This is a genomic window from Streptomyces sp. NPDC048191 (assembly GCF_040652655.1).
In the GTDB taxonomy this organism is placed as follows: domain Bacteria; phylum Actinomycetota; class Actinomycetes; order Streptomycetales; family Streptomycetaceae; genus Streptomyces.
Genome location: NZ_JBEZMO010000023.1, coordinates 42,015 through 66,857 on the forward strand (window position 1 = coordinate 42,015; position 24,843 = coordinate 66,857).

Here is a 24,843-nt window from a genome sequence, read left to right on the forward strand (position 1 = left end):
CTCTCGCCGCCGGATATTCGGTCCCGTCCGTCGGAGGTCGGAGGTCGGAGGTCGGAGGTCGGACGTCGGGCGTCGGCCGTCAGGCCGGTTCCGTGCCCTGCGCCCACAGGCTGCGCACATGTCCCAGATGCCGGGTCATGATCGCGTGGACGGCCTTCTCGTCCCGTTCCAGCAGAGCGTCGAGGAGTTCCAGGTGCTCCTCGGCCGAGGCGAGCAGCCGGCCGGCCTGCACAAGGGCCGTCAGTCCGTAGAGGCGGGAGCGGCCGCGCAGGTCGGCGACGACCTCGACCAGGTGGGCGTTGCCCGCCAGGGCCAGCAGGCCGAGGTGGAAGCGGGTGTCCGCCTCGACGTAGGCGATCAGGTCGCCCGCCGCCGCCGCGGTGACGATCTCCCGGGCCGCCGGTCGCAGCGCCTCCAGTGAGACACGGTCGGCGGTGCGGGCCAGTGCGGCCACGGTCGGGATCTCGACGAGGGCGCGGATGTGCGTGTACTCGTCCAGCTGGGCGTCGGAGACGACGGTGACCCGGAAGCCCTTGTTCGGCACGGTGTCGACCAGGCCCTCCTTGGCCAGGTCCAGCATCGCCTCCCGCACCGGCGTCGCCGAGACACCGAAGCGGGCGGCGAGCGAGGGCGCGGAGTAGACCTCGCCCGGCCGCAGCTCGCCCGCGATCAGCGCGGCGCGCAGCGCGTCGGCGACCCGCTCGCGGTAGCTGCTGCGCCGGCCGCCGAGCCGGGGGAGCGCGGGCATCTCCGTACCGCGCGGATTCTGTGCCATGTCACGCATCACCGGGATGAGTGTAGAGGACGCCCTACAGGACGAAGCCTTCCGGGAAGGGGTCGGTGGGGTCCAGGAGGTACTGCGCGGTGCCGGTGATCCAGGCGCGGCCGGTGAAGCTGGGCAGCACGGCCGGCCGGCCCCCGACCTCCGTCATGCCGAGCAGCCGTCCGGTGAACCGGGTCCCGATGAAGGACTCGTTCACGAACTCGGTGTGCAGGGGCAGTTCACCGCGCGCGTGCAGCTGCGCCATGCGCGCGCTGGTGCCCGTGCCGCACGGGGAGCGGTCGAACCAGCCGGGGTGGATGACCATCGCGTGCCGCGAGTGCCGTGCGGTGGCGCCGGGCGCGAGGAGGTGGACGTGATGGCAGCCGCGGATGGAGGGGTCCTCGGGGTGCACCGGCTCCGCCTCGGAGTTGACCGCCTCCATCAGGGACAGGCCGGCCGCCAGGATGTCGTCCTTGCGGGCCCGGTCGAAGGGCAGACCGAAGGCGTCGAGCGGGAGGATCGCGTAGAAGTTGCCGCCGTAGGCGAGGTCGTAGGTGACCGTACGGCCGTCGGGCAGGGTGATCTTCCGGTCCAGGGCGACGGCGAACGACGGCACGTTCCTCAGGGTCACGTTCCGGGCGGCGCCGTTCTCCACGGCCACCTCGGCGACCACGGGCCCCGCGGGGGTGTCGAGCCGGATGGTGGTCACCGGCTCCACGACGTCCACCATGCCGGTCTCCACCAGCACGGTCGCCACCCCGACGGTGCCGTGCCCGCACATCGGCAGATAGCCGGAGACCTCGATGTAGATGACGCCCCAGTCGCAGTCGGGGCGGCTCGGCGGCTGCAGGATCGCGCCGCTCATCGCGGAGTGGCCGCGCGGCTCGTTCATCAGCAACCGCTTGATGTGGTCGCGGTGTTCCCGGAAGTACAGCCGCCGCTCGTTCATCGTCGCACCCGGTACGATGCCGATCCCGCCGGTGATCACCCGGGTCGGCATGCCCTCGGTGTGCGAGTCCACGGCGTGCAGGACGAGTGTGCTGCGCATGTCCGCCTCCCCGTGCCTATGCCAGACCCGCGGCTACGGCCTTCTCGGTGGCCGCCCTGACCGCCGCCTCCTGCTCGGGCGGCAGGGGGACGCGCGGCGGGCGCACCGGGCCGCCGTACCGGCCGACGACGTCCATGGACAGCTTGATCGCCTGCACGAACTCCACCCGGGAGTCCCAGCGCAGCAGCGGGTGCAGCTGCCGGTACAGGGGGAGCGCGGCGGTGAGGTCGCCCGCCAGCGCGGCGCGGTACAGCTGCACAGAGGCCCCGGGGAGCGCGTTCGGGTAGCCCGCCACCCAGCCCTTGGCGCCCGCCACCGCGAGCTCCAGCAGTACGTCGTCGGCGCCGATCAACAGGTCCAGTTCCGGGGCGAGTTCGGCGATGCGGTACGCCCGGCGCACATCGCCGGAGAACTCCTTGACGCCACGGATGTGACCCTCGCCGTGCAGCCGGGCGAGGAGTTCGGGCACCAGGTCGACCTTGGTGTCGATCGGGTTGTTGTACGCCACCACCGGCAGGCCCGCCCGGGCGACCTCGGCGTAGTGGGCGAGGACCGAGCGCTCGTCGGCGCGGTAGGCGTTGGGCGGCAGCAGCATCACCGAAGCGCAGCCGGCCTCGCCCGCCTGCTCGGCCCAGCGCCGCGCCTCGGCCGAGCCGTACGCGGCGACGCCCGGCATGACGCGCTCGCCGCCGACCGCCGCCACGGCCGTCTCCACCACCCGGGCCCGCTCCTCGGGGGTGAGCACCTGGTACTCGCCGAGCGAGCCGTTCGGTACGACGCCGTCGCAGCCGTGTCCGACCAGCCAGGCGCAGTGCTCGGCGTAGCGGTCGTAGTCGATCGAGAGGTCGGCGCGCAGCGGGAGGGCGGTGGCGACGAGGACGCCGTGCCAGGGGCGGTGCGGTGACTGGGTCATTGCGGGGATCCCCTATCGATGAGGTGTGACATATTACTGCGGCGGTGACCTGGAACCAGGTCTCCGTCCGTCCGGTTCAGTCCTCCGGCAGCCCGGCCAGGACGCCGAGCGGCACCGGCCGGGCGAAGGGACGACGGCCCGGCGTGAACGGGCATCCGGTCAGACCGGCGACCGCCGGCGCGCACATCCGGCCCTGGCACCAGCCCATCCCGGCCCGGGTGAGCAGCTTCGCGGTGCGCAGATCACCCGCGCCGAGCGTGCCCGCGGCCGTACGCACCGGGCCGGCGGTGACCTCCTCGCACCGGCACACCACCGTGTCGTCCGTGATCCGGTCCGCCCAGCCCGGGGGTGGCGCGTACACCGTCTCCAGGGCCGCGAAGAACGCCCGTTGCCGGGTCCTCGTCCGGGCGGCCGCCGCCCAGGTGTGCGGGTCGGGGGCGGTGCCGCGCAGGCGGGCGGCGATCGAGCGGCCGGCGATGTGTCCCTCGGCGAGCGCGAGGGCCGCCCCGCCGATCCCGGTGCTCTCCCCGGCGGCCCACACCCCGGGGACGTCGGTGCGCTGCTCGTCGTCGACCCGTACGTCCGTGCCGGTCAGTGTGCAGCCGAGGGTCTCGGCGAGGTCGGTGTGCGGCAGCATGCCGTGTCCGACGGCGAGGGTGTCACAGGGGATGCGGCGCGCGCTGCCGGGCCTGATCCGCCCGTCCCGCCCCAGCGCCGCGACGGTGACCGCCTCCAGCCGGTCGGTGCCGTGCGCCTCCAGCACGGTGTGCCGGGCCAGCGCCCGTACCCGGTGCCGCAGCAACTGCCCCGCGTACCAGGCGCCTTCGGTGAGCTTGCCGGGCTCCGCCGCCGCGAGGGCCGGGGCGCGGCGCAGTACGGCCGCGGGGTCGGCGGACTCCACCAGCGCGGCCACCCGCGCCCCGGCCGCGGCGAGCCCCGTGGCCACCGGCAGCAGCAGTGGTCCGGTGCCGGCGACCACGACCGTACGGCCGGGCAGCACCAGGCCGCCCTTGAGCATGGCCTGCGCGCCGCCCGCCGTGACCACACCGGGCAGCGTCCATCCGGGAAAGGGCAGCACGCGTTCGTAACCGCCGGTGGCGAGCAGCAGGGCGTCGGCGCGGACGGTGACTCCCTCCTCCTGCGTCGGACCGCGCAGGGCGTGCACGGCGAACGAGCCCGACTCCCGCTGCACGCACCAGACATGGTGATCCGTCAGGTGAGTGACGCGGCCGGCCGTGCGGTGCCGGTCGAGGCCGTCCCGCAGTCGCTCCCAGGTGTGCCACTGGTGGTGCAGGACCTCGGGGCGGCGGGCGCCGAGGGCCCGGGCGGGCTGCCGGTAGAACTGGCCGCCCGCCTGCTCGGCCGCGTCGACGAGGGTGACCCGGACACCCCGGGCGGCCGCCGCCAGCGCCCCGGCGAGGCCCGCCGGTCCCGCTCCGACGACGGCGAGGTGCGCTCGCTCAGTCATGCTCCCGTCCCGTCCCCTCCTGTGTGCGGATGACATCGCCCGGACGGACCGGGACCAGACAAGCCCGTTGGTTCACCCGGTCGTTGACGGTCACCAGACAGTCGAAGCACACGCCGATCCCGCAGAACACCCCGCGCGGCCGGCCCGCCCCCCGGGTACTGCGCCAGGCCGTCACACCGGCCGCCCACAGGGCCGCCGCGACCGTCTGCCCGGGCAGCGCGGGCAGGGGCCGGCCGTCGAAGGTGACGGTGAAGGCCTCGCCCGGACGGGCCCGGGCCGACTCCAGGGGATTCACGGGGTCTCGCCTCCGTCGGTGTCGTATCCCTCGAACCGCTGCGGACGGAACGGTGCCAGATCCAGCCCCGGTGTCTTCCCGGTGAGCGCCTGCGCGATCAACTGCCCGGTGCCGGCGGCCAGTCCGACGCCCGCGCCCTCGTGCCCGCAGGCGTGGAACAGCCCCGGCGCGCGGGGGTCCGGGCCGATCGCCGGGAGGTGGTCGGGCAGATACGGCCGGAAGCCCGCGTACGTCCGCAGCGCGCGCACCCGCTCCAGGAAGGGGAACAGCCCGACCGCCCCGGCCGCGAGCGCCCGTACGGCCGCGAGGGACAAGGAGCGGTCGAAGCCGACCCGTTCCCGGCTCGCACCGATCAGCACCGGACCGGCGGCCGTGCCCTCCACCACCGGTGAGGTGCGCAAGGAGGCCGAGTCGCTCGCGACGTCGGCGACATAGTCGGCGGCGTACACCTTGTGCCGGACCATCCGCGGCAGCGGCTCGGTGACCAGGACGAAGCCGCGCCGCGGGCGCACCGGCAGCCGGACTCCGGCGAGCGCCGCGAGCTCGCCGCCCCAGGTGCCGGCGGCGTTCACCACCGCCGGTGCGTGCAGCTCGCCCCGGTCGGTGCGGACGCCGGCCAACGCGCCGCCGGCCGTGCGCAGCACCCCGGTCACGGTCCACCCCGTGTGCAGGCGCGCGCCACAGGCGCGGAGCAGGTGGGCGGCGGCGAGGGCGGGCATGACCTGGGCGTCCTGCGGATAGTGCACCCCGCCCGCCAGGCCGGTCGCCAAGTGCGGTTCGAGGCAGGGGAGTCGGTCGGCGGTGACCGGCTCGGCCACGACCCCAGCAGCCCGCTGGACCCGGGCGAACGCGTGCAGGGCGCTGAGCGTCTCGGGCGTGGCGGCGACCACCAGGCCGCCCTTGGGCTCGTACTCGACGGCCGTGCCCAGCTCGTCGCCCAGCCGCGCCCACAACCGGGCCGACAGCAGGGCGAGATCGAGTTCGGGGCCCGGTTCCTTGTCGGAGACCAGCAGGTTGCCCTCTCCGGCGCCCGTGGTGCCGCCGGCCACCGGGCCCCGGTCCACCACCCGCACGTCCAGGCCGGCCCGCGCGGCGTACAGCGCGCAGGCGGCGCCGACCACGCCGGCTCCGACCACCACGACATCGCAGGTCAGTCGCTTTGCCACGGCAGTACTATGTCACATGGTGCTGACTCTGAGGAGACCTCGTACGGCTCACACCTCGAGACCGGCCCCCGCTGTGCGCATCGCGGGCGTGGACGCCCCCTTGACGCCGCCGGCCGCCGGATCGACACTCCGGGGTGGGAATCCTAGTGAACAGGTAGGGAACGATGACGCGCCTCGACACGGTCACCGGCCACGCGGGCCGTACGCCGTTGCGCGCACCCCTGCTCACCTCCCGTCGGCACATCGACCTGCTGCGCGTCTGCAGCGCGATCAGCCTCCACCGCTGAGCCGGGGCCACCGCGCCCACCGGCCGGTGCCGCCCGCCGGCGCGTACGTCCGCACGCCCACCACCCGGGGAGACGCATGTCCATCGCTCCGTTCGCCGCCGTCCCGTCCGTCCACCGCCGCACCCCCGTCTTCCGCGACCGGATCGGCCGGGACGCGCGCAGCGGCCACTACGCCGTGCCGCACCGCTACCGGCTCCACCTGTCGACCGCCTGCCCCGACGGACTGCGCCTCGCCGTCGGGCACAGCCTGCTCGGCCTGGACGACGGCTGTCCGGTCACCCTCCTGCCCGCCGTCCCGGACTGTCCCGGCGGCGGCCACTCCGCGCTGCGCCCGCTGTACGAGGCGAGCGCCCACCACTACACCGGCCCCGCCCTCGCGCCCGTGCTCAGCGACGACTGGTCCGGACGCGTCGTCAGCACCCAGGCCCGCGACATCCTGCGCGACCTCGACCGCTTCCCGCACGAGGGCCACGCCGCCCTGTACCCGTGCGGCCTGGAGTCCGTGATCGAGGCCGTCGAGCGGATGTGCGACGAGGGCATCGAGGAGGCCGCGCAGCGCGCCGGAAGGGCCGGTACCGACCCGTCCGACCGGGCCGCCGCCCTCGACGTGCTCCTCGACACGCTGGGCCGGCTGGAGAACCGGCTCGCCGGAGAGGAGTACCTGGCCGACGACCGGCTCACCGCGGCCGACGTCGAACTGTGGGTGACCCTGGTCCAGTTGGACACCGTGCACCGCTGTCACCTCGACGCCTCCGCCGTGCATCGCATCGCCGGCCACCGCGCGCTGTGGGCCTACGCCCGCCGCCTGGCCGCCCATCCCGCGTTCGGCCCGCACCTCGACCTCGACGGCATCTCTCGCCGCCACCACGGCCGCTGCCGTGGGCTGGAGGCCGCCGGAGCCGCCGTCCAGATCCTGGACTGGACCGGCATCGCCACGGCATCCGAGGATGCTCCTCGCAGGTGAGAGCGGGCGGTTGGCGTCCACCACGCGGACGGCCGTTGACATTCGAACGGACAACTGCCTTACTTGCGGCTCAGAACGGTCATGAGCGTCAGCGCCAAGCCCTGGCTCGCTGACCGGCAACCCTCGCACCGCGGTGGGGTGCCCCAGGTGACGACCGGACCGGAACGAGTTTTCGGTAAGCGCGAGGGCCCCGCGGGGCCGGAACAGTGACAGGTGACGCCATGTACGCAGCTCCCCGGACGGCCGCGAGCCGCCCCCAGGGCTGCGTACGGTCGTACGCCGGGCTCCTCGTCGCCGACCGTGCCGTCGATCTGCTCCGCGTCAACAGCGCACTGTGTACCGTGCCGGGCCCTGCCCGCCGCCGCGGCTGACGACCCTTTCCAGCCGCTCGCGTTCCCGACGCACACCTCTCCCGTGGTGTGCCGCCGCCCGCCCAGCCCCCGGTCCCGCGCGCTGCCGTGCGCCGCCTCGTGCCGTAGTGCCGCGGTGGCCCGCACCCGCGCGCCGCGACCAGGGGTGTCCGACTCAAGCCGGAGCCCGCCATGAGTGAACTCCAAGGCGCCGCCGTCCCCCTCGCCGTGGACGAGGCGCCACCCGCCGACGTACCGTCAAAACCTCTGAAGGCGCAGCGCGTTCAGCCCCTGCGTCGGCCCGGCCGGTGGATCGCCACCGCCGTCGTCCTCGTCCTCGTCGCACAGATCGTGCACGGACTGGCCACGAACCCCTTCTACCAGTGGGACCGCTTCCGCTACTGGTTCCTGCGTCCCACCGTCCTCGACGGGCTCCTCGTCACCCTCGAAGTCGCCGCGCTCAGCGCCGTTCTGGGCCTCCTCGGCGGCGTCCTGCTGGCCCTCGCCCGGCAGTCCGGCAGCCCGGTGCTGCGCGCCGTCAGCTGGACCTACACCTGGCTGTTCCGCTCGGTGCCGCTGATCGTCGTCCTGATCTTCCTCTACAACTTCTCGGCCCTGTACCGGACATTGAGCCTCGGCGTCCCCTTCGGCCCCGCCTTCGTCACCTTCGACGAGTCGAGACTCGCCACCGACATGACCGTCGCCGTGGCCGGGCTCAGCCTCAACGAGGCGGCGTACGCGGCGGAGGTCGTACGCGGCGGCATCCTCTCCGTCGACCAGGGCCAGCACGAGGCGGCGGCCGCGCTGGGCCTGCCCAGGGGCTACCAGTTCACCCGCATCGTCCTCCCGCAGGCCCTCAGGTCCATCACGCCGAACTACGTCAACCAGCTCATCGGCCTGATCAAGAGCACCTCGCTGGTGTTCTACGTCTCGCTGCTCGACCTCTTCGGGTCGGTGCAGACCATGGGCAGCACCTATCCCGGCGACATCGTGCCGCTGCTGCTGGTCGCCACCGTCTGGTACCTGGTCCTCACCAGCGCCGTGTCCGTCGTCCAGTTCTACGTCGAGCGGTACTTCGCCCGGGGCGCCACCCGCGCGCTGCCGCCGACCCCGCTGCAGAAGGCGCGCGCGGGCCTCGCGGAGTTCCGGGCCCGGCTGCGCAGGGAGGCCGCCGTATGACCGTCACCGACACCCTCCGGACCACCCCGGCCGCGCTGGAGGTGCACGACGTCCACAAGTGGTACGGCACCCATCGCGTGCTCGACGGCATCGACCTGACCGTGCGCCCCGGCGAGGTCACCGTCGTCATCGGGCCCTCCGGCTCCGGCAAGTCCACGCTGCTGCGGGTCGTCAACCACCTGGAGAAACCCGAGACCGGCCACGTCAGCGTCGGCGGCGAGCCGATCGGCGTCAAGCGGGGCAGCGGCGGCCGGCTGAAGGAGCTGAGCGAGCGAGCCATCCTGGCCCAGCGCAGCCGGATCGGCTTCGTCTTCCAGAACTTCAATCTCTTCCCGCACCTGACCGTCCTCGACAACGTCGCCGCCGCGCCCGTGGCCACCGGGAAGCTGGCCAGGCCCGAGGCGCAGGAACTGGCGCGCGAGCTGCTCACCCGGGTCGGCCTCGGCGACCGTACCGGCGCCTATCCGCGCCAGCTGTCCGGCGGGCAGCAGCAGCGCGTCGCCATCGCCCGTGCCCTGGCCCTGCGGCCCGGCATCATCCTCTTCGACGAACCGACCTCCGCGCTCGACCCCGAAACGGTCGGCGAGGTGCTCTCCGTCATCAAGGACCTCGCCACCAGCGGCACCACCCTGGTCATCGTCACCCACGAGATCGGCTTCGCCCGCGAGGTCGCCGACCGGATCGTCTTCCTCGACGCCGGCCGCATCGTGGAACAGGGCCCGCCGGAAGAGGTGCTGGACCGGCCCCGGCACGAACGGACCCGCGACTTCCTCGCCAAGGTCCTCTGAACCCCCGTGACCCCCGTAGTCCCCGAACGACAAGGACAGCCATGCACAGCCACCTCTCCCGACGCGGCCTGACACGCGGCATCATCGCGGCGACCACCGTCGCCACCCTCGCCACCGGGCTCGCCGCCTGCGGTGGCAACAGCGACGCGGCCACCACCACCGGCAGCGCCAAGGCCGGCGAGGTCGTCGTCGGACAGGCCTCCAACGGCGCCGCCAGGCCGACCACCATCAAGGTGTCCGAGGTGAAGTCCATCAGCGCCGAACTGCCCGCCTCCCTCCGCAGGAGCGGCAGACTCGTGATCGGCGAGGGCGCCCTGCCGTCCGGCTTCCCGCCGCTGGCTTACGTGGGCAGCGACCAGAAGACCCTCACCGGCTCCGAACCCGACCTCGGCCGGCTGGTCGCCGCCGTCCTCGGCCTCAAGCCCGAGCTGAGGAACTTCACCTGGGAGAACCTCTTCGTCGGCGTCGACAGCGGCAAGGTCGACGTCGCCTTCTCCAACGTCACCGACACCGAGGAGCGCAAGAAGAAGTACGAGTTCGCCTCCTACCGGCAGGACAACCTCGCCTGGGAGGTGCCGAAGAAGAGCACGTGGAACTTCGACGGCGACTACGAGAACCTCGCGGGCAGGACCGTGTCCGTCAGCTCCGGGACCAACCAGGAGCGGATCCTCCTGGAGTGGAAGGCCAAGCTGGCCAAGGAGGGCAAGAAGCTCACCATCAAGTACTTCCAGGACCACAACAGCACCTATCTGGCCCTCGCCAGCGGCAGGATCGACGCCTACTTCGGCCCCAACCCCGGCATCGCGTACCACATCACCCAGGTCGCGAACACGCCGAACGCGACCCGCAACGCGGGCAAGTACTCCGGCGCGGGCCAGTCCCTCCAGGGCCTGATCGCCGCGACCGCGAAGAAGGACAGCGGTCTGGCCAAGCCGCTCGCCGACGCCATCAACCACCTGATCCAGCACGGTCAGTACGCCCAGTGGCTCAAGGCCTACAACCTCTCCAACGAGGCCGTGGCCAAGTCCGAGGTCAACCCGCCCGGCCTCCCGCTGAACAACTCCTGACCGGCCGAGCCGAGAGGACTTCGCCTCCGTGCCCCAGCTGACCGGCCTCCGCGGAGGCGGAGCCCCACCCGGTACCCATGTGCTCGACAACGCCGTCTGGGCCGCCCTGACCGGTCCGCACGCCCACCTGGCCGAACGCGTCGGCCGTGCCGCCCGCTACCAGGACGGCGTCTACGCCGTCGCCGCTCTCGCCGACCCGGCGGATCCGGCCGCCTGGAACGACCTGCGCGCGCTCGTCGGCCCCGGAACCACCGTACGCGTCAAGCCCGTCGCGCGGGTGCCCGACGGGTGGACGGTCGAAGACGGCGGGGAGGGCGTGCAGTTGGTCGGCACCGCGCTGCGTGCCGAACCCGCGCCGGAAGCCGTACGGCTCGGGCCCGCCGACGTCCCCGAGATCCTCGGCCTCGTCGCCCGGACCCGGCCCGGCCCGTTCCTCAACCGGACCGTCGAGATGGGCACCTACCTCGGCATCCGGCACGAGGGGCGGCTCGTCGCGATGGCGGGCGAGCGCTTGCGACTGCCGGGCTGGACGGAGATCAGCGCCGTCTGCACCGACCCCGGACACCGCGGCCGGGGGCTGGCCACCCGGCTGGTCCGCGCGGTGGCGTGGGGCATCCGGGCGCGCGGGGACACCCCCTTCCTGCACGCCGCCGCGGACAACGCCGCGGCGATCCGCCTCTACGAGTCGATCGGGTTCACCCCGCGCCGCCGCTCCCGCATCGTGCGGGTGCGCGGCGCGGGAGGCGAGAAGCGGATCCGCGGCACGGGAACAACCGCGGCCGGCGGCGCGTTGTGAGTCATGACGAGATCCGCGAGGCGGCCGCTCATCCGGCCCGCCCCGCCCGACGGACGGAGGTGACGGCCGTGCCCCGCGTACTCCCGCCGTGCGCCTCGCGCACGTACCGCTCCGTCCGGCTGACGTCCCGGCCGCACATAGATCTCCAGCGCGTGTCCGCCGCGCTCTGTCGCCACTGACGTTTCCGCCCGGCCGCGAGGCCCGGGCCTCGCTCCTGCCGCGCTCGCCCTCGCCGACGCCCGCCCCGCGAGCCGGTGTTCTCCCACGGACATCAAGGAAGGCACCGACGTGTCCTCAACTCCCCCTTCCCCTCTGCACCTCGCCGTCGCCCTGGACGGCACCGGCTGGCACCCCGCATCCTGGCGCGAGCCGGTCGCCCGGCCCCGGGAGCTGTTCACCGCCGCCTACTGGGCCGATCTGGTCGCCGAGGCCGAACGCGGCCTCATCGACTTCGTCACCCTCGAGGACGGCCTCGGCCCGCAGTCCTCGCAGCTCCTCGACCCCGACGAGCGCACCGACCAGGTGCGCGGCCGGCTCGACGCGGTCCTCATCGCCTCCCGGGTCGCCCCGCTCACCCGGCACATAGGCCTGGTGCCGACGGTGGTGGCCACGCACACGGAGCCGTTCCACATCTCCAAGGCGATCGCCACCCTCGACTACGTGAGCACCGGCCGCGCGGGTCTGCGCGTGCAGATCAGCGCCCGGCCGGACGAGGCCGCCCACTTCGGCCGCCGTACCATCGCCCGGATCGACTCCTACGACAGCCCGGCCGCACAGGACGTGGTCACCGAACTGTTCGACGAGGCAGCCGACTACGTGGAAGTGGTGCGCCGGCTCTGGGACAGCTGGGAGGACGACGCCGAGATCCGGGACACGGCGACGGGCCGCTTCATCGACCGGGACAAACTGCACTACATCGACTTCGAGGGCCGCCACTTCAGCGTCAAGGGCCCCTCGATCACGCCCCGCCCGCCCCAGGGCCAGCCGCTGGTCACGGCCCTGGCCCACCAGACCGTCCCGTACCGGCTGGTCGCCCGGCAGGCCGACGTCGGCTACGTCACGCCGCACGACGTGGACCAGGCCCGCGCGATCGTCGCCGAGATCCGCGCCGAGCAGCAGGCGGCGGGCCGTGCCGCCGAGCCCCTGCACCTCTTCGGCGACCTCGTCGTGTTCCTCGACGACAGCCCGGCCGAGGCCGCGGCCCGGCGGGAGCGGCTGGACACGCTCGCGGGGGAGCCGTACACCTCCGACGCCCGGATCTTCACCGGCACGGCCGTCCAACTCGCCGACGTGCTGGAGGATTTGGCGGCCGGCGGACTGACCGGCTTCCGGCTGCGGCCCGCCGTCACCGGGCACGACCTGCCTCGTATCAGCCGCGACCTGGTGCCCGAGCTCCAGCGCCGCGGCCGCTTCCGGGACGCCTACGAGGCAGGCACCCTGCGCGGCCTGCTCGGCCTCGCCCGCCCCGCCAACCGCCACGCCGCAGCCTGAGCCGGAGAGGACGACCGCACCCCATGAGCAAGCCGCAGAAGCAGATCCACCTGGCCGCCCACTTCCCCGGTGTCAACAACACCACCGTGTGGAGCGACCCGGCCGCCGGCAGCCACATCGAGTTCAGCTCCTTCGTGCACTTCGCGCGGACCGCCGAACGCGCCAAGTTCGACTTCCTGTTCCTCGCCGAGGGGCTCAGGCTGCGTGAACAGGGCGGAAAGATCTACGACCTGGACGTCGTCGGCCGCCCCGACACCTTCACCGTGCTGGCCGCGCTGGCCGCCGTCACCGACCGGCTCGGCCTGACCGGCACCATCAACTCCACGTTCAACGAGCCCTACGAGGTGGCCCGCCAGTTCGCCAGCCTCGACCACCTCTCCGGCGGCCGCTCCGCGTGGAACGTCGTCACCTCCTGGGACGCCTTCACCGGCGAGAACTTCCGCCGCGGCGGCTTCCTGCCCCAGGACGAGCGCTACTCCCGCGCCAAGGAGTTCCTCGCCACCGCGCACGAACTCTTCGACTCCTGGCGCGGCGACGAGATCCTCGCCGACCAGGCCACCGGCACCTTCCTGCGCGACGCCCGGGCCGGCGCCTTCGTCCACCGGGGCCGGCACTTCGACATCCACGGCCGGTTCAACGTCCCGCGCTCCCCGCAGGGCCGCCCGGTGATCTTCCAGGCCGGCGACTCCGAGGAGGGCCGTGAGTTCGCGGCCTCCAGCGCCGACGCGATCTTCAGCCGCTACTCCACGCTGAAGGAGGGCCAGGCCTTCTACACGGACGTGAAGTCCCGCCTCGCCGCCTACGGCCGCCGCCCCGACCAGCTGCTCATCCTGCCGGCCGCGACCTTCGTCCTCGGCGACACCGATCAGGAGGCCGCCGAACTCGCCCGCGAGGTGCGCCGGCAGCAGGTCAGCGGCGCGACCGCCATCAAGCACCTGGAGTTCGTCTGGAACCGGGACCTGTCGGCGTACGATCCGGAGGGCCCGCTGCCCGACGTCGACCCGGTGGTGAGCGAGGAGCACATCTCCCGCGGCCGCGCCCAGGTGCGGATGTACCGGGACCCGGTCGCCATCGCCCGCGAGTGGCGGCAGCTGGCCGAGGCCAACAAGTGGTCCATCCGCGACCTGGTGATCAACACCGGCAACCGGCAGACCTTCGTCGGCTCCCCGGCCACCGTCGCCAAGACCATCGACGACTTCGTGCAGGCCGACGCCTCCGACGGCTTCATCCTCGTCCCGCACATCACCCCCGGCGGCCTCGACCCCTTCGCCGACAAGGTCGTCCCCCTGCTCCAGGAACGGGGCGTGTTCCGCACCGACTACGAGGGCACGACCCTCCGCGACCACCTGGGCCTCGCCCACCCCGACGCGGACGCCGGCGCCGCGCCCGAGCGGGCCGCGTCGTGAGGTTCCTCGGCGAGGAGGCGGCGGGGGCGCACGCCTGGACCGACGAGGACCGGGCGCCGGTCCAGGACCGCCCCGGCACCCGGTTCGCCGGCTCCCCGGGCCGGGTCGCCGGCCGGTCGCACCAGCCTCAGGAGGCCACGGGCGCCGGCGAACTCCTCGTCACGACCGTCACCCACGACCATGCGGACCGGGTCCGCTCCTGCGAAACGGCGGCCAAGGAGTGGCACAGCGGATGAGGTGACGCGGGCGCCCCGGCCCACTCCCTCCGGCCGAGCCGGTGGGCCGGGGTGCCCACGGACCCGCCGTGGACGATCGCCCCGACCCGGCCGGCCGCGTCGCCGCGCCCGGCGGCGGAACGCCCTCGCGGGGAGCGCGAACGCGCGGTCGCGGTCGTCACCTCCCCCGTGGGTGACGACCGCGACCGCTTCCCCCGTTGCCGGACCGTGGTCGCTGTCGACCGTGTGCCGTCACCAGCACATGACCGCCGTTTCCCCGGACCCCCATGCGGAGTACAGGCGGACGCGGACGACGTAGCGCCGGCCCTGGACGAGCCGGACCCGGACGGCGGCGTTGTCCGGTGCGCCGCCGTCGTCGTGGCCCGCGAGGAAGCGCGGCACCCCGTCGCGCTCCTCGAAGACCACGAGCACGGTGTCGGCGTCGCCGAAGGTGCCCACGGTGTAGTCGCGGGTCTCCGGCGGCTCGACGACGAAGTCGGCCTGCTCACCCGGCCCGAGACCGAGCGGCGCCGAGCGGAACGGCACCAGCGCGGCCGGCCCCACGGGGTCGGCGGGCGGATACCAGCGCAGCACGAACTCCTTGTCGGCCGGCGACGGACCGTCGGAGGGCCCCAACCCCCCGCGGTACTGCTCCGGCTCCAGCACCAGCCCCGGCCCGAACGCGAACGTCATCACCGACTGCGGATCCCACACCGAGCCGCTCGCCTCGCCGGCGTCCAGCCGGCGCAGCACGTTCGTGTACGTCGTCTCCCGGCTCCAGAAGTTCGGCGGGCCCGCCAGCTCGGCGTACACGGCCTCGTCGTCCAAGTGCAGCCCGGCGTACGGGCTCTGGTGCTCGTGCACCATGCCGAGCGCGTGCCCGATCTGGTGCAGCACCGTGCCGCGCTCCCCGGGCCCGGTCACGTCCCAGCCCAGGTTCATGGTGCGCTGGCTCCGGCCGACCGTCAGCGCCTCGCGGCCCACCGCCGACCAGGAGCCGCCACCGGTCTGGAACCCGATCCGCAGCTCCGCCTCGCGCCGGTCGGCGACCTCGGTGAACGTGACGCCGATGCCGAGCCCCTGCCAGTCGCGGAAGGCGTCGCGGACCGCCTCCCGCTGTTCCTCGCCGCCGGCCCACGGCACCCGGCGCAGCTCACCGCTGCCGGGGACCGGGATCACCGAGGCGGCGCGGTCGTCGTCGAAGCCGTCGAAGAAGGCGTAGTGCAGCACCGTGCCGTTGACCCACATCCGCCGCCCGGCGAGCAGCGCGTCCAGCCGCCCGGCGGTCAGGCCCGGTGCGAAGCACGGGGCCGGCTGCCGCGGGAGCGAGCACAGACGTCGGGTCATGCGGCCAGCGTGCCCGCCCGCCGGGCCGGACGCCTGAGTCGGGGGCTACTCAAGTCGCCCTGTATCAAATCCGCGTAGACCGCCTCTGGTTGACGTGAGGACTTACGAACAGGACGACAGGACGACGAAGCCGCCCTGGCCGTTCACCGGCCGGGAGGACGAACTGGAGCTGGTGCGCGCCGCGTCGGCCGCCGGCCGGCCCGGCATCGTGGTGACCGGGCCGGCCGGCCACGGCAAGACCCGGCTGATCACGGAGGCGGTCCGGGGCACCGAGCACGCCCGCGTGACCGGCACGCCCGGAGCCCGGAACCTGCCCTACGCGGCCTTCGCCCACCTGCTGCCCGACGCCTCCTCGCCGCACCGCGCGGTGCGGGCCCTGTCCGGCGTACGGCTGCTCGTCGTGGACGACGCCCATCTGCTGGACGAGGCCTCCGCCGCTCTCGTCCACCAGCTCGCCGTGCACGGCCGTACCCGGCTCGTCGTGGCCGCGGTGGACGGCGTGCCCGCGCCCGCCGCGGTGTCCCGGCTGTGGAGCGGGGAACTGCTGCCCCGGCTGGCCCTCGAACCCCTGCCCCGCGAGGACATCGCCCACCTGCTGACCCCCGCCGGGCTGAACCCCCTCACCGTGCTCCGTCTGCACCGGACGTGCGGGGGAGACCTGCGGCTGCTGCGCGACGTGCTCGCCGCACTCGGCTCGACGGGCCGCTTGGTTCCCGTCCCCGGTACGCGGGAACGGGCCTGGCGGGGGGACCTGCCGGTCACCCCGGCCGTACGCGAGCGACTCGCCCCGGTGCTCGCACGCTCCCGCCCGGAGGAACGGGAGACCCTGGAGCGCCTGGCCTTCGCCGAGCCGCTGCCCCTGTCCCTGGACGACCTCGAACCGGACGTCCTGGAGCGCCTGGAGGCGGACGGCCTGATCCGTGCCGACGACCAGGGGGGCACCGTCACCCTCGCCCAGCCCCTGTACGGGGCGGCCCTGCGGGCCACCACCGGCCGGCTGCGAGCCCTGCGGCTGGCCGGCGCGCCGCGCGACCACGGACCGGCCCTCGAGACCGAACGGCGGCTCATGGCCCGGGCGATCGAGCAGCTGGACGTGCGCTCGGTGCCCGCCCCGGTGGGGGAGTGGCTGGTCGCCGAGGGTGCCGTGCTGCCGCCCGGGTACGCCGCCGTCCGCGCCCGGTTCGCACGGCTGCGCGGGGAGACACGAGAGGCTGCCGCCTGGGCGCGGGAGGGCCTGCGGGAGGCACCGGAGGACGCCGGATGCCGCGCGGAACTCCATCTGGCCGGCGGCGAGCCGGTGCGGAGCGGGGACGACGACGTGTACGCCCGGTACGACGTCGTACGCGTCGGTGACCCCGAACGGGTCGCCGGGCGGCTGCCCGCCGGCAGTGCGTTCGCGCGGCACGCCGACGCGCTGGCACGCGGTGACGGGCACGCACTGGACCGGGCCGCCGAGGCGCTGGAGCGGCGCGGCTTCCTGCTGTTCGCGGCGGAGGCACGCGCACAGGCCGTACGGGCGCACCGGGATCCCCGGGCCGCCCGGGTGTCCCGTACCCGCGCGGTGGCGCTCCTACGGCGGTGCCAGGGGGCCCGGACGCCCGCGCTGGCCGGGCTGGTGCTGGGCGAACTGACCGCCCGGCAGCGGCAGATCGTGACGCTCGCGGCGGCGGGGCTCAGCAACCGGGAGATCGCCGAGCGGCTGACCCTGTCCGTGCGGACGGTGGGGAACCATCTGTACAGCGCGTACGGCCGGCTGGGCACCGGTGACCGGGGAGCCCTGCCGTCGCTGTGCGCCTCCGCGTAGCCACGCCGCTCACGCCGCCCCGAACGCCGCGAACGCCCAGCCCGTCGCCTGGTGGACCGCGTCGCCCGGCAGGGTCGTGCGGGCGTCGCGGAGGGCCTCGGCCAGGGAGAGGCCGGTGTCGAGGCCCTTGTGCAGGGCCAGCATCAGCGGCACCACCGCCGCGTCGTTGACCGGTGCGCTGCTCGCCACCACCCCGGCCGTGCCCAGCGGCAGCAACGCGGTGACCAGGCCGAGGAGTTCGTCGGCGCCCACGGAGGCGAGGCGGGCGGTGTCGCAGCTGGAGAGGATGATCCGGTACGGACTGCGGGCGAGCCGCTCGAAGTCGTGCACGATCAGCGGGCCGTCGGCCATCCGCAGGGCCGAGAACAGCGGGCTGTCGGCGCGGAACGTCCCGTGGGCCGCCAGGTGGGCGAGCGCCGCGCCGTCGAGGTGCTCCAGCACCCGGGGCACCTGGGCCTCGTCGCCCTCCAGGACCGTCGCCGTGCCGTACCGGCCGGCCAGCTGCGGCACTTCCGCGCCGCCGGTCGCGAGCCCGGGTCCGCGCACCAGCACCTGCCGGCCCCCCGGCGGCGGTTCGGTCTCCCGGGCACGCAGCCAGCTGCCCGCCGACGGCGACACGCTGAGCACCCTCTCGCGCAGCACGGGCAGCAGCGCCCACGGCACCCGGTGCAGCGCCCCCGGCGGCACGACCACCACCGGACCCGCGCCGAGCTGTGCCGCCGCGCCGCCCAGCAGCAGCTCCTGCAGCCGCAGCCCGGCGGCCTCCACCAACGGCAGCCGGGCCTCGGCGCCGGGGTGCGCGAGACGGCGCAGCCCGGCCTGGACGTGCTCGGCCTCGGCCACCGCCTCGGCCAGCGAACCGCCGGCGAACCGCCGTACCCTGCCCTGCCCGCACAGCAGGACGTGCACCCGCCCGTCCACGACGGCGAGTTCGACCAGCCGAGCCTCGCCGAGCCGGTCCAGCAGGCGGGCCACGTCGAAGCGGTCCCCCTCGTACGGGGCGGCACCGCGCATGTGGTGGGTGCGGGAGCGGATCTCCCGCTCCAGGCGCCGCTGTTCGCGCTCCAGCGCGGGCACCGGCCGGCCCTCCATGCGGGCCTCCTCGGCGCGGGCCGCGATCTCCCGGTAGGCGGTCAGGCCGCTCAGCAGCGCCGGGTCGGCGGGCGGCCGGGTGGGCGGCGCGGACAGTACGGTCGCCCGCCAGCGCTCGCTCCACTCCAGCAGCCGTCGCGGAGTGCCCTGGGCGAGGCTCACCTCCTGGGCCAGCGCGGCCAGTTCGGCGCCCTGGGCGGTCGCGTGCGCCCGCAGCTCCGAGGCGCCGAGCGTCATCCGGTGGTCGTCCAGCACGTCCAGGCCGCGCCGGCAGGCCTCCAGCACACCCCGCCGGGACCCGGCCGCCCGCGCCCGGAGCGCCTGCGCCGCCCAGCCCGTCACCCGGGCCGGGGGCGGGCCGCCGTACCGGCTGCGCGCGGCCACCGCCAGGTGCCGTTCCGCGTCGGCCGTCCAGCCGAGCGCGAGCGCGATCCGGCCCGCGAGCAGCGACGCCTCCGGCGCGGCGGGCGAGCCGAAGGAGGCCAGCTTCGCGGCGACCGCCGCCGCGTCCGCGACCAGCCGCCCGGAGCGGCGCCCGCCCGCCACCCGCGCCTCTATCAGCACCAGCCGGGCGTGCGTCTCCCACCACGTCCGCCGCTGCGCCGCGAACAGCCGTACCGCGACGGCGGCGCGGGCCACGGCGGTGTGCGCGTCCCCGGCCGAGCGGGCGGCCCGGGCCGCGGCCAGAAGCAGCTCGGCCTTGCGGGTGGTCTGCCCGCCGATCCGGTCCAGCAGCGCGATCGTCGCGTCCGCCTCGGCGAGCGCCTCGGGCGCCAGACCGGCCGCCATCAGCACCTCGCAGCGCCGGATCGACAGCATGTAGGTGGGGGTGCCGAGTTTCGCGTACCGCTCCTCGGCCTCGTCCAGCAGCCGCAGCGCCGCCGGGATGTCCCCGGAGCGGAACGCGGCGAGCCCCCGGCTCTCCACCGCGTCGGCCTTGTCGTGCTCCTGGCCGGTGGTGTCCCACAGGCGCTCCGCCGCCGTGAAGTCCGCGACCGCCCGGTCCACCGCACCGAGCGCCAGATGGACGGTCGCCCGCAGGGTCAGCGCCCGCGCGGTCCAGATGTCGTCGCCGAGCTGCCGCAGCACCGGCAGCGCCCGCCGTACGTCCTCCAGCGCCTCCCGGTGCCGCCCCAGCACCCACCACACGTACGCCCGCCGGTACAGCACCCGGGCCCGGGTGTGGGCGCTGCCCCGCGCCACTCCCCGCTCGAAGGAGGTGAGCCCCTGCCGCGTGCGCCCCGCGTGCACCAGTGCGACCCCCAGCGTCGCGAGCACATCCGCCTCACGGTCGGCCGATTCGGCGCGCGCGGCCAGGTCCCGGGCCCGGCGCAGATGACGCAGCGCGATCCGCAGATCGCCGAAGTCCCGCTGCCAGATGCCGAGCACCTGGTGGGCGACGCTGGCGTGCAGCGGCGGCGGACCGGCCCGCAGCACCCCTTCCGCGCGCGCCCGGGCCTCGCCCGGGTCGGCGAACACCAGGGGCAGCAGCTCGAGAACCGACTCTCTTCCCGCCGTCACGCCTCGCATGGTAGTGGCCTGATGTATCAGACGGTGGCCCCGCGGCTCTCACTGTCGAACAGCGTCTCCAGGGGGAGGACAGGTCATGGCACCACAGCGGTTCCACGAGCAGTTCGAGCACATCCAGCGCTCCATGTCCGGCGTTCCGCTGGCCATGGGCCCGGACGACGACGCGCACTTCCTGTACGAGAAGGGTGTCGTCCTCGCCCGGGACGGCGAGGAGGCCCGAATCGTCGAGGACGCCGTGCGCGCCCACTTCACCGCGACCGAGGGCCTGGTCCCCGAGCACGTGCGCCGGGACGGCCCCGAGACCAACCGCACCGGCGTCACCCGCATCCGCACCGGCGAGCCCGGCGCCGGCGACGACACCGTGCCGCACGCGCTGCGCGCCCTGCGCGAGGCCGAGGACCGCCGGGGACGCCGGCTGGTGGGCCGCAACCACGTGGTGCACATCGCGGTCAACGCCTGCCCCGGCGACGAACCGGTGCCGGTCGCACGCACCCGGCAGGCCAACCCGGCGGCCGCCGAGGGCCGTTACGACGCGGACAGCGCCGTCGGTGTCCTCGTGATCGACACCGGGCTCGTGCACGACCACGGCGGCTACCCGCTGCTCGCCCACACCACGGGCGACGCCCAGCCGGCCGAGACGGACGCCGACGGGGTGCTGCGGCAGTACGCCGGACACGGCACGTTCATCGCCGGGATCCTCGCGGCCGTCGCGCCCAACACCCGGGTGACCGTCCGCGACACCCTGAGCGACGCGGGCGCGATCCTGGAGTCCGAGTTCGGTGCCCGGCTCTTCGAGGCCGTCGACGAGGGCGGCTGGCCCGACATCATCAGCCTCTCCGCCGGCACCACCACCGACGGCACCGACGGGCTCATCGGCCTGGACGCGTTCATGCGGGAACTGCGCGAGCAGCGCACCCTGCTGGTGGCCGCCGCCGGCAACAACTCCAGCAACGCTCCGTTCTGGCCCGCCGCCTACGCGGGCCGGCCCGAGTACGCGGACAGCGTCCTGTCGGTCGGCGCGCTGAGCGCCGACGGCGAGAGCGAGTCCTGCTTCAGCAACCACGGGCCCTGGGTGCGGGTCTTCGCCCCGGGCGAGCGCCTCACCAGCGCCCTCACCGGCTTCGACACGCCCGTGCCGTACATCTACCAGCACTCCACCTACGAGGCCTGCCGGTTCGGCTACGACTACTCCTGCACCTGCCAGTTCCCGCGTCACACCGGGGCGTTGAGCGAGGGCCGGGAGAGCACCGGTGCCAAGCCGCACCAGGTGATGTTCGACGGGCTCGCGCAGTGGAGCGGCACCTCCTTCGCCACGCCGGCCGTCGTGGGCCTCGTCGCCGCACACATGACGGCGCACGGGGAGCGCGACCCGCGCGCCGCCCGCGACCACCTGCTCGCGGCGGCCACCGACAGCGCGGAGGTGCGCGGGGCGCGCGTCACCGTGCTCCGGCCGCCCACCTGGCGCCCGGTCCCGGCCGTCGCTCCGGCCCTGCCCGCATGAGTGCCGGAACCCTCCGCTCCACGGCGTACGATGACGAGCCGTACACGAGGGGTGGAGCCGTGGACCGAACAGAGGTCGGCGCGCTCGTCCGGTCCGCCGTCGACGGGGACGCCGCGGCCTGGAAGGCGCTGGTGGAAGGGATGAGTCCGCTGGTGTGGTCGGTGGTGCGCGCGCACCGGCTCTCCGACGCCGACGGGCACGAGGTCTACCAGACCGTGTGGTTCCGCTTCGCGCAGCACCTGGGCGGCATCCGTGAACCCGACAAGGCCGCCTCGTGGCTGGCGAGTACGGCCCGCCACGAGTGCCTGAAGGTGCTCAAGAGCCTGACCCGGCTGACCCTGACGGACGACCCGCGGGTGCTGGACCGGGCGAGCGAGGAGCGGACCCCGGAGGAGTCGCTGATCGCTTCGGAGGAGGCCGCGGACCGGGCCGAGCGGGTCCGCCGCCTGTGGCAGGAGCTGGACGGACTGGGGGAGCGCTGCCGGCAGTTGCTGCGCGTGCTGGTGTCCTCCCCGCCGCCCAGCTACGGGGAGATCTCGGCCGCGCTCGGTATCGCGGTCGGCAGTATCGGTCCCCTGCGCCAGCGCTGTCTGCGCCGGCTGCGGGCCCGGATGGACTCACGGGGTGCGGCGTGAACGAGGACGAGAACGAGAACCGGAGCCCGCAACGGAGCACCGCTGAGGAGGAGTTGGCGGACGCCCTGCTGGAGGAGGAGCTGCGGCAGGCCGCCGCGGTCCTCGACCCGGTGCCGGAAGCCCTGCGCCAACTGGCCCTGGACGCCTACGCGCTGCACGACCTGGACGCGCGGATCGCCGAGCTGACCTTCGACTCGCTCATGGACGCGCTGCCGGTCAGGGGTGTCACGGACGCCCCGCGGATGCTGACGTTCCGCGCGGGCGAGGTCACCGTCGACGTCGAGGTCACCGAGGACGGGCTGATCGGCCAGGTGCTGCCGCCGCGGTCGGCGCGCATCGAGGTGCTCGGCGGCCCGCAGACCGCCCGCCCGGTCGCCGTCGACACCCTCGGCCGCTTCACCAGCGACACACCACCGGCCGGCCCGTTCGCCCTCAGGCTGCGGACCGGCGCGGAGGTGATCGTCACGGAGTGGCTGCGGGCCTGAATCACCCTCAGGCGGACCAGGTCACGGGCAACGTCCGCGGACCGCGGATCATCGTCCGGTGCCGCCACCGCACCTCCTCGGCCGGCACCGCGAGCCGCAGCCCGGGCAGCCGGTCCAGCAGGGTGTCCACCAGCAGCTCGGTCTGCAGCCGGGCCAGCAGGGTGCCGGTGCAGAAGTGCGGGCCGTTGCCGAACGCCACATGCGGGTTCGGCTCGCGGTCGGGGTCGATGCGGTCCGGGTCGGGGAAGACGGCCGGGTCGCGGTTGGCGGCGAGGTAGGAGACGTAGACGGGCTCGCCCGCCGCGATCCGGTGGCCGGCGATCTCCACGTCCTCCCGCGCGATCCGGGCGAGCCCGACCGAGCTGCGGTGCGGGATCCAGCGGAGCAGCTCGTCCAGCACCGGACCGCGCGCCTCGGGACGCGCGCGCATCCGCTCCATCAGTTCGGGCCGGGTCAGCATCAGGTACAGCATCTGCCCGCAGTTGTGGGTGACGGCCTCGCCGCCGATCTGCAGCGGGCCGGCCAGCCCGACGGCCTCCTCCTCGCTGATCTCCCCGCGCGCCACGGCGCCGCCGAGCATCGAGTAGACGTCCTCGCCCGGGCTGTCGGCCCGGGCCCGGATGGTCGCGGTGATCCACCCGTACAGGCCCTCCTTGGCCCGGCCGGCCGCCTCGGCCCCGTTGGTGGAGATGATCTCCCGGGTCCAGGCGTGCACCCGCTCGCGGTCGGCCGCGGGCACGCCCATCACCTCGCTCACGACGGTGAGCGGGAAGGGCTCCAGGACCCGCTCCACCAGCTCGGCCGGCGGCCCGTCCCGTACGACGTCCTCCACCAGCTCGTCCAGGATCTCCTGTGCACGGGGGCGCAGCCGCTTCATGGCGCTCACGGTGAAGGCGCCGGCGACCGGCTTGCGCAGCCGGTTGTGGTCAGGCTGGTCGGCCCAGGCGAGCGAGCCCGGGCGCGGCGCGAAGTTCGGCGCCATGCGGGTCACCTGACGCCGCGTCACCTCGGCGCGGCTGAACCGCGGGTCGTTGGTGATCAGCTTCACGTCGTCGTGGCGGGTCGCCAGCCACGCCCAGCCCTCGCCGAACGGCAACCGGATCCGGGTCAGCGGACCCTCGCGCATGAGGCCGGCGAGGACCGGGTCGAAGTCCGTGCCGTCCAGGTCGGGCGTGGACCAGTCCCGTACGGGGGGCGGGGCCTGGCCGGTGAGCGTGCTCTCCTCGGTCATGCCCTCCACCCTGGTACGGGTGCCTCCGGCTGTCCTGCGGTGGTGCTCCGAGTGTGGGACCGGGGGCCCTCGGGGGGCGGGGCCGTCCGCCGTCGGACGTGTGCGGCCGCGTGTCGGTCGCTCGCCCCCCCCGCGGCGAGACCGCAGGCCGAACACGGGCCCACGCCCCTTCGGGGGCGCCGCGCTCAGGCCGCTTCGACCAGCGCGGCCAGCGCTGTGGCCAGGCGGTCCAGGCCCGGCCCCGCCGCCCCGCCCGGCTCCGCCATGTACGTGTCCCGGCGGATCTCCACCATCAGCGCGCTGACCCGCGCGTCGCGGCCGTAGAACTCCAGTGGTATGTACGTCCCGGCGAACGGGCTGTCCAGCCCCGTCTCCCCGCACACCGCGAACGCCTCGCGGGCCGCCCTCGTCAGCTCCGGTGGCGTGTGGAAGGCGTCCGTGCCCAGGCACACCGGCGGACGCGGCCCATCGGCGTGCAGTTCGTAGGGCAGCGGCTCGGTCGGATAGGAGTGCACGTCGATCACCACAGCCCGCCCGGTCGCCGCCAGCCGCCCCGCGACCGCCTCGGACATGGCCCGGGCGTACGGCCGGAAGTACCGCTCCAGCAGCGGCTCCGGGTCGGTGCCCGCGGGCCGCAGCTCGCCCCGGTGTGTGGTCCGCGTGTACACCGCGCCCATGCCGACGGCCGTCATCTCCTCCCGCTCGTCCGGGAACCGCTCGGGATCCACGACCAGCCGCGACAGCCGGTTCACGAACCGCCAGGGCGTGACGGCGGCCAGACCGGCGGCCCGCTCCGCCAGCTCCGCGGTGTGCGCGTCGGTGATGTGGTCGAGCTCCCGCTCCAGCGCACGGTCGTCCAGCGTGATCCCGCGTCGCGCGTCCCCGGGAACCGCCCGCGCGGAGTGCGGCACGTGCAGCAGGACGGGCGACTCGGGGGCACCGGGCAGGAGTTCGAAGGAGGGCACGGGCGACTCCGGGGCGTTGTCGGTGGGCTGGTGCAGGATCAAGGTGTCACATCGACA

The 24,843-nt window shown here is 74.4% G+C and carries 24 protein-coding genes, 1 pseudogene and 1 riboswitch; of the genes and pseudogenes, 15 read left to right on the top strand and 10 right to left on the bottom strand.

The window, feature by feature from the left end:
* Window positions 1–79 precede the first annotated feature (79 nt).
* From AB0D93_RS30040 to AB0D93_RS30065, 6 genes are all read right to left on the bottom strand, one after another.
* The gene (locus AB0D93_RS30040) at window positions 80–784 is read right to left on the bottom strand and encodes a GntR family transcriptional regulator (protein ID WP_362125856.1); all 705 of its coding nucleotides are present in this window, start codon (window positions 782–784) and stop codon (window positions 80–82) included.
* 25 nt (window positions 785–809) lie between these two features.
* The gene (locus AB0D93_RS30045; protein ID WP_362125859.1) at window positions 810–1,811 is read right to left on the bottom strand and encodes a proline racemase family protein; all 1,002 of its coding nucleotides are present in this window, start codon (window positions 1,809–1,811) and stop codon (window positions 810–812) included.
* Between the two features lie 16 nt (window positions 1,812–1,827).
* On the bottom strand, window positions 1,828–2,724 hold the full coding sequence (locus AB0D93_RS30050; protein ID WP_362125862.1) for a dihydrodipicolinate synthase family protein: 897 nt from the start codon (window positions 2,722–2,724) through the stop codon (window positions 1,828–1,830).
* Window positions 2,725–2,800: 76 nt separating this feature from the next.
* Complete coding sequence (locus tag AB0D93_RS30055) at window positions 2,801–4,192, bottom strand: FAD-dependent oxidoreductase (RefSeq protein ID WP_362125865.1); 1,392 nt, start codon at window positions 4,190–4,192, stop codon at window positions 2,801–2,803.
* Window positions 4,185–4,487 (bottom strand): (2Fe-2S)-binding protein, encoded by a 303-nt coding sequence (locus tag AB0D93_RS30060; protein WP_362125868.1) that lies wholly within the window; start codon window positions 4,485–4,487, stop codon window positions 4,185–4,187. The genes AB0D93_RS30055 and AB0D93_RS30060 overlap by 8 nt, the downstream gene beginning before the upstream one ends.
* Window positions 4,484–5,653, bottom strand: a complete 1,170-nt coding sequence (locus AB0D93_RS30065; RefSeq protein ID WP_362125871.1) for an FAD-binding oxidoreductase — start codon at window positions 5,651–5,653, stop codon at window positions 4,484–4,486. Before AB0D93_RS30065 ends, AB0D93_RS30060 begins: the two co-directional genes overlap by 4 nt.
* A gap of 164 nt (window positions 5,654–5,817) precedes the next feature.
* Between AB0D93_RS30065 and AB0D93_RS30070 the strand changes: the two genes are divergently transcribed.
* The 11 genes and pseudogenes from AB0D93_RS30070 to AB0D93_RS30120 all read left to right on the top strand — a co-directional run.
* Entirely contained in the window at window positions 5,818–5,940 is a 123-nt protein-coding gene (locus tag AB0D93_RS30070) for a putative leader peptide (RefSeq protein ID WP_362125874.1), read from the top strand.
* Between the two features lie 76 nt (window positions 5,941–6,016).
* Window positions 6,017–6,904, top strand: coding sequence for a glutathione S-transferase C-terminal domain-containing protein (locus tag AB0D93_RS30075; RefSeq protein WP_362125877.1), 888 nt, complete (start codon window positions 6,017–6,019; stop codon window positions 6,902–6,904).
* A gap of 77 nt (window positions 6,905–6,981) precedes the next feature.
* Window positions 6,982–7,092: riboswitch (SAM riboswitch) on the top strand.
* A gap of 33 nt (window positions 7,093–7,125) precedes the next feature.
* Entirely contained in the window at window positions 7,126–7,275 is a 150-nt protein-coding gene (locus AB0D93_RS30080) for a hypothetical protein (RefSeq protein WP_362125880.1), read from the top strand.
* Window positions 7,276–7,446: 171 nt separating this feature from the next.
* Window positions 7,447–8,433, top strand: coding sequence for an amino acid ABC transporter permease (locus tag AB0D93_RS30085; RefSeq protein ID WP_362125883.1), 987 nt, complete (start codon window positions 7,447–7,449; stop codon window positions 8,431–8,433).
* Window positions 8,430–9,221 carry an amino acid ABC transporter ATP-binding protein gene (locus tag AB0D93_RS30090; RefSeq protein WP_362125886.1) on the top strand — a complete coding sequence of 264 codons (792 nt, stop codon included), beginning with the start codon at window positions 8,430–8,432 and terminating at the stop codon, window positions 9,219–9,221. Before AB0D93_RS30085 ends, AB0D93_RS30090 begins: the two co-directional genes overlap by 4 nt.
* 41 nt (window positions 9,222–9,262) lie before the next feature.
* A complete protein-coding gene (locus AB0D93_RS30095; protein WP_362125889.1) occupies window positions 9,263–10,288 on the top strand; it encodes an ABC transporter substrate-binding protein in 1,026 nt (341 codons plus the stop codon).
* Window positions 10,289–10,316: 28 nt separating this feature from the next.
* Entirely contained in the window at window positions 10,317–11,084 is a 768-nt protein-coding gene (locus AB0D93_RS30100; protein ID WP_362125892.1) for a GNAT family N-acetyltransferase, read from the top strand.
* 68 nt (window positions 11,085–11,152) lie between these two features.
* A complete protein-coding gene (locus AB0D93_RS30105; protein WP_362125895.1) occupies window positions 11,153–11,263 on the top strand; it encodes a putative leader peptide in 111 nt (36 codons plus the stop codon).
* Window positions 11,264–11,372: 109 nt separating this feature from the next.
* On the top strand, window positions 11,373–12,575 hold the full coding sequence (locus AB0D93_RS30110; protein WP_362125900.1) for an LLM class flavin-dependent oxidoreductase: 1,203 nt from the start codon (window positions 11,373–11,375) through the stop codon (window positions 12,573–12,575).
* A 23-nt stretch (window positions 12,576–12,598) separates the two neighbouring features.
* Window positions 12,599–13,981, top strand: a complete 1,383-nt coding sequence (locus AB0D93_RS30115) for an NtaA/DmoA family FMN-dependent monooxygenase (RefSeq protein ID WP_362125903.1) — start codon at window positions 12,599–12,601, stop codon at window positions 13,979–13,981.
* Between the two features lie 14 nt (window positions 13,982–13,995).
* A pseudogene (locus AB0D93_RS30120) lies at window positions 13,996–14,217 on the top strand (LLM class flavin-dependent oxidoreductase); the annotation flags it as partial.
* 231 nt (window positions 14,218–14,448) lie between these two features.
* On the opposite strand, the gene AB0D93_RS30125 reads toward AB0D93_RS30120, so the two are convergent.
* Complete coding sequence (locus AB0D93_RS30125) at window positions 14,449–15,543, bottom strand: M12 family metallopeptidase (protein WP_362125906.1); 1,095 nt, start codon at window positions 15,541–15,543, stop codon at window positions 14,449–14,451.
* Between the two features lie 94 nt (window positions 15,544–15,637).
* On the opposite strand from AB0D93_RS30125, the gene AB0D93_RS30130 reads away from it, so the two are divergent.
* Entirely contained in the window at window positions 15,638–17,347 is a 1,710-nt protein-coding gene (locus AB0D93_RS30130) for a LuxR C-terminal-related transcriptional regulator (RefSeq protein ID WP_362125909.1), read from the top strand.
* Window positions 17,348–17,356: 9 nt separating this feature from the next.
* On the opposite strand, the gene AB0D93_RS30135 is transcribed toward AB0D93_RS30130, so the two are convergent.
* Window positions 17,357–19,969: a CHAT domain-containing protein gene (locus AB0D93_RS30135; RefSeq protein ID WP_362125911.1), complete on the bottom strand. Its 2,613-nt coding sequence runs from the start codon at window positions 19,967–19,969 to the stop codon at window positions 17,357–17,359.
* Window positions 19,970–20,045: 76 nt separating this feature from the next.
* On the opposite strand from AB0D93_RS30135, the gene AB0D93_RS30140 reads away from it, so the two are divergent.
* Genes AB0D93_RS30140 through AB0D93_RS30150 form a run of 3 tightly spaced genes read left to right on the top strand, consistent with a single transcriptional unit; the run spans window position 20,046 to window position 22,590 of the window.
* Window positions 20,046–21,470, top strand: coding sequence for a S8/S53 family peptidase (locus tag AB0D93_RS30140; protein ID WP_362125914.1), 1,425 nt, complete (start codon window positions 20,046–20,048; stop codon window positions 21,468–21,470).
* Window positions 21,467–22,105, top strand: coding sequence for a sigma-70 family RNA polymerase sigma factor (locus tag AB0D93_RS30145; RefSeq protein WP_362125917.1), 639 nt, complete (start codon window positions 21,467–21,469; stop codon window positions 22,103–22,105). The genes AB0D93_RS30140 and AB0D93_RS30145 overlap by 4 nt, the downstream gene beginning before the upstream one ends.
* A 53-nt stretch (window positions 22,106–22,158) precedes the next feature.
* Window positions 22,159–22,590, top strand: a complete 432-nt coding sequence (locus AB0D93_RS30150) for a hypothetical protein (protein WP_362126078.1) — start codon at window positions 22,159–22,161, stop codon at window positions 22,588–22,590.
* Between the two features lie 7 nt (window positions 22,591–22,597).
* Here AB0D93_RS30150 and AB0D93_RS30155 read toward each other — a convergent pair whose 3' ends face one another.
* Window positions 22,598–23,821, bottom strand: coding sequence for a cytochrome P450 (locus AB0D93_RS30155; RefSeq protein WP_362125920.1), 1,224 nt, complete (start codon window positions 23,819–23,821; stop codon window positions 22,598–22,600).
* Window positions 23,822–24,006: 185 nt separating this feature from the next.
* The gene (locus tag AB0D93_RS30160) at window positions 24,007–24,825 is read right to left on the bottom strand and encodes an N-formylglutamate amidohydrolase (RefSeq protein WP_362126081.1); all 819 of its coding nucleotides are present in this window, start codon (window positions 24,823–24,825) and stop codon (window positions 24,007–24,009) included.
* Between the last annotated feature and the right edge of the window lie 18 nt (window positions 24,826–24,843).

Bases quoted from the DNA above. Each gene is read 5' to 3' on its own strand.
- AB0D93_RS30040 (WP_362125856.1), bottom strand. From the start codon at position 784: ATGCGTGACATGGCACAGAATCCGCGCGGTACGGAGATGCCCGCGCTC.
- AB0D93_RS30045 (WP_362125859.1), bottom strand. From the start codon at position 1,811: ATGCGCAGCACACTCGTCCTGCACGCCGTGGACTCGCACACCGAGGGC.
- AB0D93_RS30050 (WP_362125862.1), bottom strand. From the start codon at position 2,724: ATGACCCAGTCACCGCACCGCCCCTGGCACGGCGTCCTCGTCGCCACC.
- AB0D93_RS30055 (WP_362125865.1), bottom strand. From the start codon at position 4,192: ATGACTGAGCGAGCGCACCTCGCCGTCGTCGGAGCGGGACCGGCGGGC.
- AB0D93_RS30070 (WP_362125874.1), top strand. From the start codon at position 5,818: ATGACGCGCCTCGACACGGTCACCGGCCACGCGGGCCGTACGCCGTTG.
- AB0D93_RS30075 (WP_362125877.1), top strand. From the start codon at position 6,017: ATGTCCATCGCTCCGTTCGCCGCCGTCCCGTCCGTCCACCGCCGCACC.
- AB0D93_RS30080 (WP_362125880.1), top strand. From the start codon at position 7,126: ATGTACGCAGCTCCCCGGACGGCCGCGAGCCGCCCCCAGGGCTGCGTA.
- AB0D93_RS30085 (WP_362125883.1), top strand. From the start codon at position 7,447: ATGAGTGAACTCCAAGGCGCCGCCGTCCCCCTCGCCGTGGACGAGGCG.
- AB0D93_RS30090 (WP_362125886.1), top strand. From the start codon at position 8,430: ATGACCGTCACCGACACCCTCCGGACCACCCCGGCCGCGCTGGAGGTG.
- AB0D93_RS30095 (WP_362125889.1), top strand. From the start codon at position 9,263: ATGCACAGCCACCTCTCCCGACGCGGCCTGACACGCGGCATCATCGCG.
- AB0D93_RS30115 (WP_362125903.1), top strand. From the start codon at position 12,599: ATGAGCAAGCCGCAGAAGCAGATCCACCTGGCCGCCCACTTCCCCGGT.
- AB0D93_RS30125 (WP_362125906.1), bottom strand. From the start codon at position 15,543: ATGACCCGACGTCTGTGCTCGCTCCCGCGGCAGCCGGCCCCGTGCTTC.
- AB0D93_RS30135 (WP_362125911.1), bottom strand. From the start codon at position 19,969: ATGCGAGGCGTGACGGCGGGAAGAGAGTCGGTTCTCGAGCTGCTGCCC.
- AB0D93_RS30140 (WP_362125914.1), top strand. From the start codon at position 20,046: ATGGCACCACAGCGGTTCCACGAGCAGTTCGAGCACATCCAGCGCTCC.
- AB0D93_RS30145 (WP_362125917.1), top strand. From the start codon at position 21,467: ATGAGTGCCGGAACCCTCCGCTCCACGGCGTACGATGACGAGCCGTAC.
- AB0D93_RS30155 (WP_362125920.1), bottom strand. From the start codon at position 23,821: ATGACCGAGGAGAGCACGCTCACCGGCCAGGCCCCGCCCCCCGTACGG.